General features: G+C 45.9%; 2 protein-coding genes. One reads left to right on the top strand and one right to left on the bottom strand.

Annotation, left to right across the window (positions count from 1 at the left end; translation table 11 throughout):
- Nucleotides 1-16686: beta strand repeat-containing protein (locus tag GTH32_RS05090; RefSeq protein WP_246223149.1), on the bottom strand; the 16686-nt coding region annotated here is incomplete at its 3' end.
- A 612-nt stretch (nucleotides 16687-17298) separates the two neighbouring features.
- On the opposite strand from GTH32_RS05090, the gene GTH32_RS05085 reads away from it, so the two are divergent.
- Nucleotides 17299-17562, top strand: a complete 264-nt coding sequence (locus GTH32_RS05085) for a TonB-dependent receptor (protein ID WP_246223148.1) — start codon at nucleotides 17299-17301, stop codon at nucleotides 17560-17562.
- The last annotated feature ends 29 nt before the right edge of the window (nucleotides 17563-17591 follow it).

The raw sequence follows: 17591 nt of genomic DNA, 5'->3' as shown, positions 1-17591 counted from the left end.
ATTGACACTCACCGCCTGCGTAGCGACATCGCTGAACGTACCGTCTTCATCTTCGAGACTTACCCTGATAGTAAAGTCACCGACTGTGGTATATGTGTGCGACACATCGCCCACACTGCTGTAGGTTTCTGTTGTGCCATCGCCCCAATTCACGGTAATTCCATTCGCAACAATGGTATCGTCACCTGGGTCGATAATTGCTCCAAGGTTCAAGGTATACGCGGTATTTTGGATACTGGTCGACGCGCCCGATAGCGCTAACGTTGGCGCTACGTTGTTGATGGTGACATCAATGGTGCCTGCGTTAAACGTACCTTCATCATTAACGATTTGCACACTGATCGTTGTGCTGCTGTTACCATCAACAAAGGTGTGAGTAACATCACCTAAATCAGCTACCGACTGCACCGCTGAACCATCACCCCAGTCAATGAGATATTCGGTGACGGGATCATCACCGGGGTCTACCAAGTCAGCCAGCGTTAGTGTATAGACGCTGCCCTCGTCTGTCTCACTTGCGCCACTTACAGTTATAGATGGGGCTACGTCGTTCACTGCAACGCCAAGGCTTGCCGCCGTATACGTGCCATCTTCATCTGTCACTATCAAGCTAATAACTGGCGAGCTATCACCATCAGCAAAGGTATGGCCGTAATCTCCCGCCCCTGTATACGCTGTGGTCGTGCCATCGCCCCATTCAATCACCGCACTCGTGATAATATCGTCACCCGGGTCAAGTATGTCACCAAAGGTGAATATAGCTTCCGAACCTTCATCCACGTCAACGGGCCCAATAATACTGCTTACAGGGGCTACATTATTTACTATGACTTCAAAGGCCTCGGTGTCAGACTCGCCCGCGTCATCGGTCACGGTAATCGACACGGTTTGCACGGATGCACCATCGGCAAACACCTTCGACACATCAAAACTGTTCGAGCTTGTAGCAAAGGACTCATCAACATTGCCGTCATTATCCCAATCGATATCTACGGTATAGCCTGCTGCTCCATTGTCCTCACCGTCAGTGAAGTTAATGGTACGAGTAAAGGTATCGCCTTCATCAATTACAGCATTAGCCTGTGCAGCTACATCCACGGTATCCGCTGGCGCACTGACACTCACTGCCTGCGTAGCGACATCGCTGAACGTACCGTCTTCATCTTCCAAACTGACGCTGATAGTAAAGTCACCCATTGTGGTATACGTGTGCGACACATCGCCCACACTGCTGTAGGTTTCGGTTGTGCCATCGCCCCAATTCACGGTAATTCCATTCGCAACAATGGTATCGTCACCTGGGTCGATAATTGCTCCAAGGTTCAAGGTATACGCGGTATTTTGGATACTGGTCGACGCGCCCGATAGCGCTAACGTTGGCGCTACGTTGTTGATGGTGACATCAATGTTGCCTGCGTTAAACGTGCCTTCATCATTCACGACTTGCACACTGATCGTTGCGCTGCTGTTACCATCAACAAAGGTGTGAGTAACATCACCTAAATCAGCTACCGACTGCACCGCTGAACCATCACCCCAGTCAATGAGATATTCGGTGACAGGATCATCACCGGGGTCTACCAAGTCAGCTAACGTAAGCGTATAAACACTGCCTTCGTCTGTCTCACTTGCGCCGCTTACGTTAATAGACGGCTCTATATCTTCAATATCTACAATAAGAGTGGCTGCGACATGAGGGTCAGCATCTTCGTCTGTGACTAAAAGTCTAATACTGCGTGTGGCATTTCCATCTGCAAACGTATGACCGTACTCTCCAGCACCTGTATAGGCAGTGGTTGTGCCGTCGCCCCAATCGATCACGGTATTGCTAGTTGTATCATCTCCGGGATCGACGATATCGCCGAAGGTATAAGTCACTTCACTACCTTCATTAACGTCCGTTGGGCCTGTAATAGTAGAAGACGGCGCTACGTTTAGAACATTGACAAACTGTGTACCCGCATTTTCAAAAGTACCGTCATCATTGACGACATCGACTGAAATATTAAAGCCGAAAGGGCCGTCACTGTAGACATGAGTCTGCGTGCCAAATTCATCACCAATGATGGTTTCAACTGTACCGTCCCCCCAATCAATGACAAATTCCTGAATAGGGTCATCACCTGGTTCAAACACACTAGCGGTAAGACTATAGACAGACCCTTCGTTAACCGAACCACCACCATGAAGGTTAATCGTAGGCGCAACATCGCCCACAGTCACAGAAAAAGTTTCTGTATCGGTCTGTCCGTTGACATCGTCAGATACCGTAACAGTGACATCATAAACTCCGTCATCGGCAAAATTATGAGCGATGTTAAAGTCGCGACTGAATATGGCAACATTATTCTGAACGCTCCCGTCTCCCCAATCGATGGAGTAGGTCCAGCCATTGCTATTCTGATCTGTAGGGTCGGTAAACGAAATAGACTGAACAAAGGTCGAGCCTTCATTCGCGGTTGTATCGGATATCGTCTGCACGTCCAACACTTCGGCGGGTACACTGACTTGCACGTCTTTGGTTGAAACACCGACATACGTACCATCTTCGTCGACTAAATCTATAGAGATTTCGAAATTGCCGGGAGTGGCATACACATGGGTAACGTCACCGGGGCTGTTAAAGGTTTCAACTGTGCCGTCTCCCCAATCGACAATGAAATCTGTCACTGTATCATCGCCAGGGTCGCTCGGATTACCTAATCTTAGGGTATATACTTGGTCTTGTTCGACGTCATTGTTGCCAAACAGACCTATCGATGGGGCAACATTGCTGATAGTTGCTTGATACGTTTGTGTCTCTATTGCTTCTGGTGTGCCCGATTGGTCGTCTACCGTCACCGTAACTGTATACACTCCATCGTCCAGATAGCGATGGCCGGTATTAAGCGTACCTGAATTTGTTGTATATTGTGACGACTCACCGTCTCCCCAGTCCACGTTTACTAAAAGTGTATCACCGTCAGGATCGGTGAAATTTATGGTATGACTAAATCCAGTTCCATACGACTCAGTTCCCGTATCGTCGGCGCCTACACTCATCCCTGGTGCGTCATTAACAGGTAAAACAGTGATATTAGTCGTAGCGGGCTCAGCGAAGTTCGCTCCATCACTTCCTGCCCAAGTAAAGCTATCCAGCCCATTAAAATCTTGGTCGCCCAGATAAGTTAATACACCAGTTTGAAGCGCATTAATATCAAAGATCTGTCCTGGCGTTATAGCTATACCATTTAGTGCAATTACACCGCTGATGGGAAGTGTGATAAACGCAACTTCTTGAAGTGGCTCCCCTTCAGGGTCAACAAATGCATTTAAAAACTCGTTAACATCTATAACAATATTTTCGTCTTCGTTTCCTTGAACGACAAAATCCGTGGTTTGAGGTACTTGATTACCAAAACGCTGCATAAAGACGTCATAGCCGTCGGTTCCCCCCATCCAAGATGTCCATGACGCGATAAACCCGCCATTGCTCAATGCTGCCAAGCTTGGCTCATCCTGTGTGCTACTAGTATTTTGATTTATCAACTGCGGAACGTCTATTAGGCGCCCAGCTTGGTCAAACTCTTGCACAAACACGCCGTCGCCACTTCCGTCATTGCCGGTAAAGGCAATGGCAAAACCACCACCAGAGAGAGCGACAATGCTTGGGTCATACTGAGAATATAGGTAGTCTTGATTTACCCTGAATTCATCGCCTATTGCAACGGATTCTCCTACTGCGTTGAACGTGAAGCGTTGTGCATAGACACCTGAATTAGATAGATCGGCCGTATTATCAGTCCAGGTGATGACAAAGTCTCCGTTTGCTAACCCAGCAACTGCACTTTGCGTCTGACTTCCGGTTACCGTGGTATTGACTTGGAATTCACTACCCACTGCATTGCCATTGGCGTCGAACACCTGAGCGAAGATACCGTCATTACTAGAGTCGGGGCTTTGCCACGACACTACGTACCCACCATCAGGTAATGCCGTTGAGCTCGCTAATGCACTTATGTCTGCAGTGTCCTGATTGCTCGAAACCGTAGTGTTCACTAACAATTCGCCGCCTAATGCTTGACCTGTGGCATCAAAACGCTGCATGGCAACACCCCAGCCACTGTTATCACCTGTGTCGGAATCGTATGTCTGCCATACCACAGCAAATTCACCGTTTGGTAAGGCTGCGATTTGTGAATGACTTTGGGAGCTCGAGGCTTCTGTATTTATGACAAACTCGGCGCCATTGTGCGGAGCTTGGTTAAACGGCGAGCCGTCGTTGTTGAAAATACGCCCGACAACTGAAGACCCTGAACCATCTTGCGATGAAGCAGAAGATGTCCATGTCATTACAAAAGTACTATTATTCAATGACTGCACTGTGATATCACTTTGTGTACTAGTGAGTGTTGTATTCGCTACCTCATTGGAACCAACCGGGTTGTTTTCATTGTCATAGAGTTGAAAATGTACATCACCGCTTTGGCTGTCTTGCCAAGAAACAACATATCCATCAAGCTCTCCATTGCTATCGTAAAGTGCTGATGTTTGAGATGATGATTGGTATCCAGTAGTGTCTGTGTTTACGACTCTCTCAGGTTGTAGCGTTGGTAAATTGCCATCCAGATTTTGAGAAATATTAACCACAATAGACTGCGCTAAACTTGAACCGCCTGCGCCATCAGTTAAGCGTACGCTATAAGTCCGAGTCGACTCTGGTGCATCCGAGGTATTCCTATAAGTTACGGCTTCGAGCAACGATTCTATAGCCTGCGCACTCGCGTTTGCATTAAACGTAACCACTAATGCAGTGTCGTTGGTTCCGCTAGAGTCCAAGGTACCGATCACCGTGCCTTCATATAAAACGTCGCTGCCAGACAAAGCAATTTCGTTTGCACCAGAACCTTGATTTTGAATCCCCAAATTATCCTGAGGGAAGAAGGACTGACGTCCAAGCTGGTCGCCTTGTCCATATGAAGAGATACGTGCAATCTCAAGCTGTCCATTTGTAAAATCGGTCGTATCGATATCTGCGACACCGGCACCGATAAACAACAGCTGAGGTGCAAAGTTGAGACTGGATTCACTAAACTCAATGGAGTTAGATGCAATTTCAACTACAGGCGCTTGACTAGTTTCAAACTGGTCATCACTGCCAAACATGCGCATAAGAATGCCATAGCTGTTTGCTTGATCCGGTTCGGTGTTATAGCTCGTCCAGGTGACTGCAAAACCACCGTTACTCAGTGCAGTAATGCTAGGTTCATAGTTTCCATTAACATTATTAGTTTCTGCGCGTTTTGGACCATCAACAATATTGCCATCATTGTCGAACTGCTGAACAAAAATACTGTCAGGGTTGTTTGAATCTGAGTAGCTTATAGCAAAACCACCTCCGGCTAATGCGGTAACATCGGGCTCGTACTGTGCGCCACTTGTCTCCTCGTTTACGCGCAGTAATTCTCCAACAGCTTGACCGTTTGCATCAAATAGCTGAGCAAAAACGCCAGCGTTACTGGTATCGTTGTCGTCAGTATAAGTCACAACAAAACCACCATTATCTAGCGCCGCCACTTTCGGCTGATACTCGCTATCACTGGAATCGGCTAGAGTAATTGCACCTGAAAATGCACTACCATCACTGTTAAAAATTTGAGCTTCTATATCAGAGCTAGTTCGATAGCTAACGACCAGCTTTCCATTGGCTAACTCAGTGATATCCGGCTCGCTCTGAGTACCGGAAATTGTAGCGTTGGCGAGAGTTTCGGTTATAACGCGGTTTCCATTGGCGTCAAATGTAGTAAAAAAAGTACCGCTGTTGTCACCTACACCGTTTCCTCTAAAAATGGCAGCGAACCCACCGTTAGCCATCGATGTTAAACGCACCTGCGACTGTGCACTAGCTAAAGTATCGTTGATGACAAAGTCATCGCTTTGCTGCACACCATTTAAGTCGAAGAGTCGTCCAAATATACCTGAGCTATCGTCTTCGCCACGACCTTGCCAGGCAACCACAAATCCACCAGCCACTGCCGTTATACTAGGGTATGTCTGCCCTTCTGGGGTGTACTCGTTAACAATAAATTCGTTACCTATTGGCGAGCCGTTTGCATCGAAGCGCTGCCCCACAATACCATCACTCCACCCATCCTGATTCTGCGACTGCCAAACTACCACTAGCGAACCATCTTCCAACTCTGTGACTTCTGAATAACGCTGATCGTTTTCTTGGTAGGTATTGACCTGAATTTCGTCTCCCTGGGGCTTCGCGCCGTCAGCCACAGGTTCAACCACAAAACTAATCGCATTATTCGATGTGCTATTGCCATCACCGTCTGTTAAACGCAGCGATATAGTTCGTTCAAGCGTAGGGCCATCTGACGAATTAAGGTAGCTTAATGCTTGAAGCAAAGCGTTTATGCTAGCTTGATTTGCATTGGCATTAAAATTGATATGAAGTTCATTACCATTAGCGCCATCTTTGGTAATGCTGGCAAAAGCGGTACCTTCATAGGAAATAGTGCTTCCAGATACACTGATCTCCCCTAATCCGTTACCTGAACTCAAAACCGAAAAATTATCCTGTTCATTAGCACTAACAAATTGACCTTGGGCGCCATATCCAGTAATCACAGTAACGGTTAGGCTACCTCCATTAAAGTCATTAGACTCAGCGCCGAATAAATCACCACTCGGAATGAATGCTTCTGGGGTATCAGACTCGGTCAAGGTGATCTCGCTAGGCAAACCAGCAATTTCAATTTGACCTGCACCATCAGAAAATTGACCGTCACTACCAAAACCACGCCAGAACACCCCATAGGAATTGTTTACTCCAGCCTCAACGTTATAACCACTCCAAGCAGTGATGTAGCCACCACTGGACAAGCCCAACACAACAGGCTCCCAATCGGTGCTGACGTTATTAATGTTGACCTGATTGTTACCGTCAATAGCGTTTCCGGCAGCATCAAATTCCTGGGTAAAAATGCCATCAGGTGAGGCACCTGAATAGTAACTTACAACAAAGCCACCTGTGGATAGCGCATCCACTTTTGATTGGTATTGACTGCCCGAAATGCCTTCATTCACCCGAATTTCATCGCCAATTATATTGCCACTTGAATCAAACAGCTGTGCAAATACACCTGAACCATTGCCGTCATTATTGACCGTATAAGAAACTACAAAGTTTCCATTAGATAGAGCCGTGATATCTGGCTCCCGCTCTGTCGTTACGGGGCGGTCAATAATAATTTCTGGCGCTAGCGTGGTTCCGTCTGCATTAACTAAACGAATGGTTATTTGATTACTACTTTCGTATGTGACAGCAAGTTGCCCACTAGCCAATTCTGTGATCGAAGGATCATACTGTGACCCACTCGTAGATTCATTGATTAAGAACTCTGCGCTTAACGGTGTACCATCTTCATTAAATAAGCGGCCAAATACCCCGCTGTTGTCGCCGTTACCATTACCTTCCCAAACTACTGCGAATCCACCGCTGCTCAGTTGGATAATTTGCGGGTCGTTTTGAGTGGAACTTGTGGTTTCGTTAATTACAAATTCACCACCAACTGGTTCACCAAATTCATCAAATCGCTGTGCGACAATACCGTAACCGCTACCATCAACACCGCCAGTGTCCGACCAAGCCACCACAAACCCATTGCCGTTAGTCGCTACTGATGGCAGTGATTGTGAATTTAACGTGCTGGTATTGATAGCAATTTCATTGCCAATAGGCGCACCGTTTTCACTGTATCTCTGAGCGAAGATACCTTGGCCATTTCCGTCTTGATTGGCATCAGACGTCCAGACCATTACAAACCCACCACTTGCCATTTCAGCCAGTGCTGGCGTAGTTTGATTGCCCAACTCAAAACTGTTTGCCTGTATGTCGCTAGTCTGTGGTGTGGAACCGTTAGCCACTTCCGTAATGTTTAGCGTAACGACCTGATTTGCGCTAGAGCCTCCATCACCATCGGTTAGACGTAACGCGACTTCTCTGCTAGCTTGCGGTGAGGTGGAGAGATTGGAATAACCGATTGCCTGTATCAACGCGTTTACGGCTTCTAAGGTAGCATTAGTATTTAAAGCAATATGTAAACCATTTCCCGCTTGCCCATCTTGTGCAATGGTGCCTATTGCGGCGCCTGCATAGTTGACTGTGCTTCCAGAAACACTAATCTGCCCCTGTCCGACACCTTGATTTTCGATAGTAAAGTTATCATCAGCAAACTCTTGGTTTGTATTTACAATATCTCGATACCCGCTGACGATGTCGATTGTTAAAAGGCCACCATCAAAATCTGGCGAATCGCTATCAAGAATATCAACATTACTGAAAATAAACTCTGTGTTGGTACTTTCCGTAATCGTGATTTCTGCTGGAATATTTTCAATTTGTGGACCATCGCTATCACTAAAGTCGCTGGCAACGCCAACCAACTGTTGCCCTATTTCATAGGTGCTATTAGCAGGTGATGTAAGATTATATCCAGACCAAATAACCGCAGCGCTCTGATTTCCAACGCTCACAATTGTAGATTGGTGGTCTGTACTCGGCCCCGAGCCAGCTAAAACTGGCCCATCCACTTTTGTAGGGGTAGTACCTGTAGCTTCAAATTCTTGGACGTACACGCCCGCATTTGCCCCCCAAGTAACGGCGAAATTACCATTATTCAATGAAGCTATGTCAATGCCATCATTAGAATTCCAGCTTGTTTCGCTGGTGTTAACAATAAACTCATCGCCGATGAAGTTGCCGTTTGCATCGATGCGTTGACCGCGGAACCCCCAAAAGTCTCTGGAGAATTCGTCGATATAGTGCCCCCAAACCAACACAAATGTACCGTCATCAAGCGCGGTCACTGCAGGTTGATTCCATACATTCCCTTCTGACGTATTTACTTTGAACTCAGAAACTAACTCTGTTCCATCTACAGGATTAAAAATACGTGCAAATACATCGTCGCCCGCATTGCTCCTCCACGTTGCTACCACTGCGCTTGCAGACGCTGCTAAGTCGGCATTGTTTTGAGAGCCCGAAATTGACGTATTCGCTAATAATTCAGCGGTTGTGGCAACACCATCATTATCAAAGAAGCGCATACCAATACCAATACCGCTCGTATCTCCCGTAGCAGTATCGTAAGTGTCGAACGCTACGACGAAGCCGCCAGTAGCCAGCGCAGTAACGACGGGGGTCCCTTGCGTACTAGATAGATTTTCATTAACAATAAATTGGTCGCCAAGGGCTTGACCAGAAGCAGTAAAGCGCTGGGCATAAACATTTATGTCGCTGTTGGACTCGCTAGTAACACTCTCCCAAACCACGACGAAAGAGCCATCACTGAGCCCTGCAACGTCAGCGTTGGTTTGATTGCCGAAGTTTTCCGTATTAACCACGAACTGGTTACCAACTGCTTGTCCATTTTCATCGAAGATATGGGCGAATATCCCGTTGGAACTGCCGTCAAGGCTGTTTTCGCCAGTCCATGTAACTACATATCCACCACCCGACAACTCGCTGGCAGATGGCATAGCCTGGTTACCAGCAGTTACTTGGTTAATTAGACTCGGCTCGCCAACAAGGTCAAAGTCATTTACAGACTGCTCAAAATTAAGGCTGTAATCTATATTCGTGGAGTAGTTGTTCGCGCTGTCGTATACATAGAGCCTAACACTTCTGGTGTTAAGAGCGCCTGAATCGCTGCTATAGCCCAGTGCTTCAATTAAAGCTTCAACTGCTTCATCGGTAACGCCAGTCGTAAAATCAATACGCAAATCACTGCCCGCTTCTCCATTGTCGGAAGAATCAATTGAGGCAAACGCAACCCCCTCATACAAAATGGTAGAGCCGCTCACACTAATTTGGCCATTACCCGTACCTATGTTAACCACGCCTAAGGTATCTTCGAACGTCTCGCTGTTTGAAATATAACGCAACGACAAATACCCACCGTCTAAGCTATTTGAACCCTTGTATTCAAAATTAATATTGCTGTCTAACAAAGCCAGCTGACCTACTACATCCGACTCGTTGAAGGTTATATTTCTGTCAAAGTCTTCCATTAAAAAGGTAGGGGCAGACACCGACGAGCGTATCTCGATAGAAATGGCATTTCCTTGGGTAGCTGCACCATTGCCGTCGGTCACGCGAATTGAGATTGTTTCATCATTTTCTACATTGTTTTGAGAGGCATAGGTAAGGTGTTCTATCAGTGCATCAATTGCTATTGCTGTGGCATTAGCGTTGAAAGTGACAGATAACCCACTGCCATTTGTGCCATTTTCACCACTCGAAATTTGGCCGATCACTGTGCCTTCAAAACTAACATCAACTCCGCTAACAGAGATTTGGCCAATGCCCGTTCCTGTTGTGTCAATGGCAAGCAGGTCATCAGCATCGCTTTGGGTAAGGTAGAACACTTCTAACATACCGCCGTTAAAATCATCGCTGATGTGAGTGAAATCCACGTCTGCATCAATTCTCACCGGCGTTGAGGCTACTGAATTTACAATTTGCCGCGTATCGGTCACGTCATCCAGACTTGGTGGCGTGGTACGGTTGAAATCGCTAGGGTTACCGAAAATATTCTGAAAAACGCCCCAGCTGCTATCATCAGGCTCTAAAGAGGAGTCTGCCCAAACCGCGATAAAGTTGTTGGACGCCCCCAAGCCAGTTAGAGAAATATTATCAACGTTAGACACTGAGGTACTGCTAGCTAGCACCTCGCCATCAATTGGAACGCCATTACCGTCGAATTCTCGGATGAAAGCACCATTATTATCTCCAACGCCATTACCCGTCCAGCCAACGATAAAATTGCCATTAGGTAAAGTCGCGACAGTAGGCTCTGTTTGATTTTCTGTTAACGTTTCATTTACCTGAATTAGATCGCCGTTAGCGGTTCCATCAGCATTATAGCGCTGGGCAAAAACCCCATCGCTACTGCCATCTGTACTTTGAAATACAACGACAAAACTGCCATCTAAGAACGCCGCAACCTGGTTATTTTGTTGTGAACCATCTATCAATAAGTCTATTTCACTACCAATCGCATTGCCACTGTTATCAAAACGCTGCATCACTATGTCGCTACTGTTTCCCCCTGCTTGAGTAGTGGAATACCAAGAGACAACAAAGCCACCACTAAAGCTGCTAATAGACGAGTTGTATTGTGTGTTGGAAGTCGTAGTATTTGCCGTAAATGAAGCGCCAGCGGGCGTACCATCAGCATTAAAAAGACGCACAGAAATGCCCCAGCCGGAAGCATCGCCGCCGCTGTCTGTCCATGTCGTTGCAAACTTCCCATCGGACAACGCCACCACATCAACTAACGTTTCCGAATTGTCTGCGCCATCTCGCAACAAAAACTCTGAGCCTAAAGGTGAGCCATCAGAGGCATAAAGCTGCGCAAACACGCCGCTGCCATCTGAGATACCATTCCCTTCCCAAGTGATGACAAAAGAGTTATCGCTTAGAACGGTCACAGCGGGATCTGATTGAGTGCTTACGGTGGTTGTGTTGACTAAGAATTCATTACCTACAGATAGCCCGTTAGCATCAAAACGCTGTGCGTAGACACCCAAACTACTGTCATCCTGGGTAGACGAAACCCAGGTAACCACGTAACTTCCGTCAGAAAAGCTCGCCACATCAGGGCTGTATTGCCCCCCAGCTGTAAATGTATTGACTAAGTCTGGCCCAAATACAGATTCAGAGCCATCGGTGTCGGGCGAAACATTTACGGTAATTGTTTGATTGCCTGTACTGCCTCCATCACCATCTTCCACATTAAGAGAAAGGGTTCGCTGTGCGTTTGGTGCTTCTGATGTATTGGCATACGTTAAGTTTTGAACAAGTGCTTCGATAGCCTCAGGTGTCGCATTGATATTTAATTCTATGCGCAGCGTAGCGCCATTTTGGCCATCGTTAACAATATTACCAATTACCGTTCCGCTATAAGATATCGTTGAGCCAGACACCCCAATTTGACTTAGCCCGTTGCCTTGATTATTAACACCTAATTGGTCTTCTACACCACCAAATTGAATATATCCAAGGGTAACAACCCCGCCTTCAAAATTTGTTGAGTCGCTGTCTTGAAACGACACCGCAGCATCCAAAATTTGAGGTGCATTATTTACTGCATTTTCAGCAAATGTTACTTCATTGGTGAAACCGGCTAGCGTAGGACTCTGGTTCGTTGATTGGCTTCCAAAAAACGACTGAAAAATCCCATAACTACTGCCATCGGCACTACTTTGATCGTGGTAAGTGATGACATAATCGCCGTTGCCAAGCGAAGCCACACTGGGGCGGGTTTGCGTACCGGACTGTTGCCCCATATTGACTAACTGGTCTCCATCTAAGGGCTGACCATCTGATGAAAATTCACGTCGAAATATGTCATTACTATTAGCGGAGTACCAAGTGATGACAAAGTTACCGTTTGGTAGATGATCAATGCTTGGTCTATATTGACTGGAGGCTGGATTTTCATTTACAACGAATGTTTGACCCAGCGAACTACCCGAAGCGTCATAACGTTGCGCTAATATTGCGCTACCACTGCCATCCGACAGGTTAGTCGTGTCCTCCCAAACCACAACAAAGCTACCGTCTGCGGCGTAAGAAATCTTTGGCGTAGCCTGATTTCCCGCCGACAAACTGGTTACCTCAATTTCAGAGCCTAACGGTGTGCCGTCGTTAGCAAATTGTTGAACAATAATTTCGTTTGACGTACTGCCATTGTGGTTATCGGAATACCAGGTAATTGCAAATCCAGTAGATGTGGCATCAATACTTGGAGAATACTGAGTGCCAGTGACCGTAGTATTTGCAACTAATTCATTTGTTACGGCGGTACCATCATTTTGAAATATTCGATATGAAACTCCCCAAGAACTGCCGTCTCCACTAGCCGAGGGCCACGTTACCGCAAAGTTACCATCAGACAGTCGTACCACGTCAGGATATTCTTGTGAGCCAGATACAAAGTCATTAACTTGAAACTCATCACCTAATGCTGAACCGTTTGCGTCGAATAGCCTGGCTTTAATGTCGACGCTATCGTTTGTGCCATGCCCTTGCCAAACCACTACATATGAGCCATCGGAAAACGTGGTGACTTTAGGGTCATTATCTGATTGACCTACGGTTAGGGCTGATTCTTGACTAACAAGGAACTCTGTACCTATAGCATTGCCATCGGCACCAAAGCGCTGACCGTGAATGCTATAAACACCATTATTGTTTTCTTGCCCTTCACTTTGCCACACTACGACATAACTACCGTTGTCAAAGGCGGCAATATCGGATTTATATTGAACTCCATCAGTGAATGTATTGACTAAAGAGGCGGTAAAAACTGGCACTGTTGAATCAATTTCAGCGCTAACGTTTACTGAGAAGTCAATATTTTCGCTAGACGCACCATTTGCATCGGTTAGCCGAAGGCTAATGCTGCGTGATTCTTCGGGGCTATTAGAGGTGTTTTGGTAACTGGTTGCTTCCAGCACTCCCTCAACGGCTTCTGTTGTCGCATTGGCATTAAAGGTAATAACAAGTTGACTACCGCTTTGCCCATCACTAAGAAGCGTACCAATCTGAGTTCCCTCATAAAATACCGAATTACCCGATACACCCACTTGACCCGCTGCATTACCCTGATTGATTAGCCCTAATTGATCATCTTCGGCCCCTCCAGCATTGTAGCCAACGGTTAGTGAGCCGCCATCAAAGCCTGCACCTGATACATCAGCTACTGATACTCCAAGTTCCAAAGGCACAAGCCCCGCATTGACCAGTGCTTCATCAAAGTTATAGCTAGAAGCGAAACCGGTTACCTCTGGTCCAGTTACTTCGGCAAAAGAACCAAAGCGATTAAGGCTGATATCGGTGCTATCGAATCCGGTACCGCTTTGTTCAAATGCGATAAAGTAGTTGTTGCCCGAACCAATGACAACAGGATTATCAACAGATGTACTAATATTTGATTCAACACGCAGCTCGCTATCTATGGGTATTAAGTCAGAAGTAAATTCACGGCGCATGATGCTGCCTAAATTCGCATCATTCCACGTGAATATATAATTGCCGTTGTCAAGTTGAGCGATATCAGGGCGGTATTGGGTACTTGAACTATTCTCATTAATAACAATTTGCGCCGTAAGTGCATTATGAGAGGCATCAAATTTTTGGGCGACAATACCATGTCCACTGCCGTCAGCGTTCCCTGAGTGGTCTACCCACGTGAGTACATAGCTTCCATCGGCCGATGCATTCACTTGTACGCTGTGCTGGTCTCCCGTTTGACCCAACGTAATATCAAGTTCTTCGCTGGCAAATGTGCCATCGTTGTTTACAGCACGAGCAACTATATCGCCCGAACTTCCACCAGCCTGCGTATTTGAATACCAGCCTACAATGTATCCACCATCATACGAGTCTATGGAAGGGGCATATTGCGTACTAGTAGTAGTGTTATTAACAACAATTTCATCTGTAACGGGTGCTCCGTTGGAATCGAAAATTCTTGTCACAATGGACCATCCACTACCGTCGGCACCAGAACTTTGCCAAGATACTGCAACGTTGCCGTTTGACAGGCGCGTAATCTGACTGTCAGATTGGGTGTTTGACGTATATTGGTTTACTTGGAAATCATCGGTGGCAGGGGTACCGTCGGAATTGAAGACTCGCCCGTAAATACCCGAACCGTCTTGCCCCACCTCTCCAGCACCATCCCACGTGACCATAAAACTACCGTCAGAAAAGGTGGCGACATTAGCATGCTGTTGTGATGAGTCACTGGGTAAAAAGTCGGACTGGTTTATCTGCAGTTCTAAGCCAATAGGCTCCCCACTGGCATTAAAGCGCTGGGCATGTATTCCGTAATTATTGGTATCGTTTTGTGTATAGCTATCCCAAACAACGATGAAACTACCATCGTCGAATTCACTGATAGAAGGGCCGGACTGTGATGAGTTTGTATAAGTGTTTACCCTTTCTGTTGTGCCAACTGACGCAATTGAATCATTGGTTTGTTCAACGATAATTTCTGTTATTACATTGCTGCTTGTGTTGCCTGCACCATCGTCGAGTCGAATAGAGATTGTGCGCGTTGCTAGAGGACTTTGTGAACTGTTGGCGTATTGAACATTTTCAAGTAATGCTTCTATCGACTCGACATTTGCATTACTGGTTAAATTGACAAGTAAGTTATTCCCGTTGTCGCCACCTTCAGCAATGGTGCCTATAACGTTTCCTTCATAGGTAATCTGACTACCAGACACACCAATCTGCGAAGAGCCGGTTCCCTGGTTACGTATCGAAAGTGAATCTTCGCTGCTTCCTCCTACCACATAAGCAATAGAAAGCTCGCCTCCATCATAATTCGCAGTATCTGGATCAACTATTGCAACGGCAATATCAATAATTTGAGGAGCCGCATTTACTACGTTCTCATCGAAAACAATTTGCTCAACCATACCTACTATTTCTGGTGGGGTATCTACAATAGAGTTGCTCGTTGTAGAGAAAACGCGCTGCACGATGCCTGCTCGTGTGCTGTCATCGGTGATAAAACTATATGAGTCCCAAGTAATAACAAACTCGCCACTGGTAAGCGCTGTAATATCGGGGGAGGATTGGTTATTGTTAGCATTAATAGCGGAAGTCGCGAGGGTTTCGAGTCCAATAGGCGTGCCATCTTTTGCAAATTGTTGATACACGATGCCCGATACAAAACTGCCATCTAAAGTGGTGCGACCGTCCCACGTTACCACAAACGTATCGTCATCAAGCACAGCGACATCGGGCCGGTTCTGCGAACTACTCGTGGTTGTGTTTACAAGAAAAACACCTGATGCGTTGGTTCCATCAGCATTAAATAGTTGTGCGTAAACTCCGTCACTTGAACCATCAAGACCGTTATCTTCTTCCCAAACAATAACAAAATCACCATTACTGAAGTATTCGATTTTTGGGTTATCTTGATCCCCGCCCGCCTGCAGGCCAATTTGAGTGATTGCTCCTTTTTCACTCAAGTCATTGTTAAACTGCTGGAACCTTACGGCTTCATCTCCGTAATAAGGGTACCAGGTAGCTGCAAAACCTCCTGCATGAGCACTTATATCTAAATAATAGGTAGTAGTGTCTCCCTGTACGGTAATTGCCTGCTCTGTTGAGATAGGGGTTAGAGAGCTATCGAAAGCTCGAAAAACAAGCTCAGCGTTATTACTGCTGTTACTACGCCATCCGATTACTATATTTCCGTCATCTAAGGTAGCAATATCGGGGTGATCTTGCGTTGAAGATATATCTTCGTTTATTAATACGTTTCCCGTAGTGGGCTCGCCGGATGCATTAAAATGTCGAGCAAAAATTCCATCTCCGTCACCCTCGCCAGAGCCATTCCAAGTCACTACAAAACTACCATCTGCCAGTGTAGTAACCTTGGGATTTTGCTGACTATATGAGTCGAACGGTACATTCACTTGAAACTCATGGCCGACAGGTGTGCCGTTCGCGTTAAACCGCTGCGCAAAAATGCCATATGAGTTTCCAACGTCTGCTGTTGAATGCCAAACAGTGATATAGCTGCCGTCAGCAAACGCTGAGGTATGATTGGCACCTGTACTGTTGTTGATAATAGAATTTACTAAGCGTTCGTTGCTGATAGGAGTTGCCATAACTTTTGTCCTTAAATTTTGAAATGACGTGTAATTTGATTATTAGCCCACCACCAACAACGAGCAGGTTTGAATGTTTTTTAAATTGAATAAATTTCCTGACACTTCGCCTGATATAAGGAGAACGGTCGTAAGAAATTTGGAGAGAATAAATTACATGATAATTTGGGCATAACAATGCCACATAGGCAGCGTAGTGTTACTTCCGTGTAATGAATGTTCGTCATTGAAGATAGCCTCTTTTAATTACCTAGAATGTAACTAAGACAACTATCAATCTTCGCCGTAGAAGGACTTTCGACAACTAAACGTAATACCTACCGCACTACGCACCAATATTGATTATTTAGCGTGTCGCCTGTGAAGCACAAACCATACCGATAAAAATACGGCAAAATATTCATACACTTATATTTGCTTAAAATCTTCTCGTCCTTAAACTGTAAATAATCTCGACATGTTTTAGAGGCAAAGCAGCATTTCTACACCAAAACAATATCGCGCTAATTAACCCGCCCACTATCGTACCGTTTATTCGTACTTTCTGTAGATCTCAACCAATATGAAAACACCTACAACGCAACTATGTACTACGAAAAGGATAACTGGGGCATGCGTGTGTCGGTAGCCTACAGAGATGACTACTTAACCCAGGTTGAAACTTCAAGTAGTGATCAAGATGAAGCGGGCTTTCATGGTACAACATACTGGGATTTTTCAGCATTTTATGATGTAAGTGACAAGCTTAAACTTTCTTTAGAAGGCATCAACTTAACCGATGAGCGTGAGGAACAATATAGCGATTCAGACGATCGTTTATACAACACTACCTTAAGCGGACGTACATTCTACATAGGGTTAACCTATTCAATGTAATACACTAACAAAGGGCCCATTTGGGCCCT

It is taken from the genome of Alteromonas profundi (genome assembly GCF_010500865.1).
GTDB lineage: Bacteria > Pseudomonadota > Gammaproteobacteria > Enterobacterales > Alteromonadaceae > Alteromonas > Alteromonas profundi.
Note: the sequence above shows the minus strand (reverse complement) of the source record. Positions and strands in the feature narration are given on the sequence as shown.